We start from the raw sequence: 553 nt of genomic DNA on the forward strand, positions 1-553 counted from the left end.
AAGAAAAACCTTGGGCTGGAAAACGCCGGCAGAGGCGCTTGACGAGTTGCTGTCGTGAGTGAACACAATCGGTGTTGCGACGACCGCTTGAATCCGCCCAATATGCTGCCCAAGCCTACCGGCAGCTTCTCGCCGGCCATGGTCTGGTCGGCTCGATGGGCCGCAGAGGCAATCCTTATGACAATGCCAAAGCGGAGAGCTTCATGAAGACCCTGAAGCTCGAGGCGGTCTATCCGATGGCGCTCGAAACCTTCCAGGACGTTGCCGAGCACCTTCCCCGCTTCATCGACGAGGTCTACAACAAACGCAGGCTCCATTCGGCGCTGGGATATCTCAGCCCAACAGTTCGAGGATCAACACATCCGGCAGACGGGCAAAACCGCAGCCTGATCAGTGTCCACCCAAAGGGGCGCACTCCAAACGAGGGTCAGTTTTGGAAACGATGACGTGATTGCTGCCGTCGCTCCTTTGAACGAAGATTCGGCTGACGGCAAAAGCCGCCGAGCATTGAGATCAAGGAGGCCGCAGTGAAGCAATATGTCGGATTGGATGT

1 protein-coding gene is annotated in these 553 nt (G+C 57.0%); it reads left to right on the plus strand.

Going from position 1 to position 553, the window contains the following annotated elements:
• Nucleotides 1–155 precede the first annotated feature (155 nt).
• Nucleotides 156–446: an integrase core domain-containing protein gene (locus NKH23_RS34495; protein WP_353036818.1), complete on the plus strand. Its 291-nt coding sequence runs from the start codon at nt 156–158 to the stop codon at nt 444–446.
• The last annotated feature ends 107 nt before the right edge of the window (nt 447–553 follow it).

The organism is Mesorhizobium sp. M1328 (assembly GCF_040318075.1).
Taxonomy (GTDB): Bacteria; Pseudomonadota; Alphaproteobacteria; order Rhizobiales; family Rhizobiaceae; genus Mesorhizobium.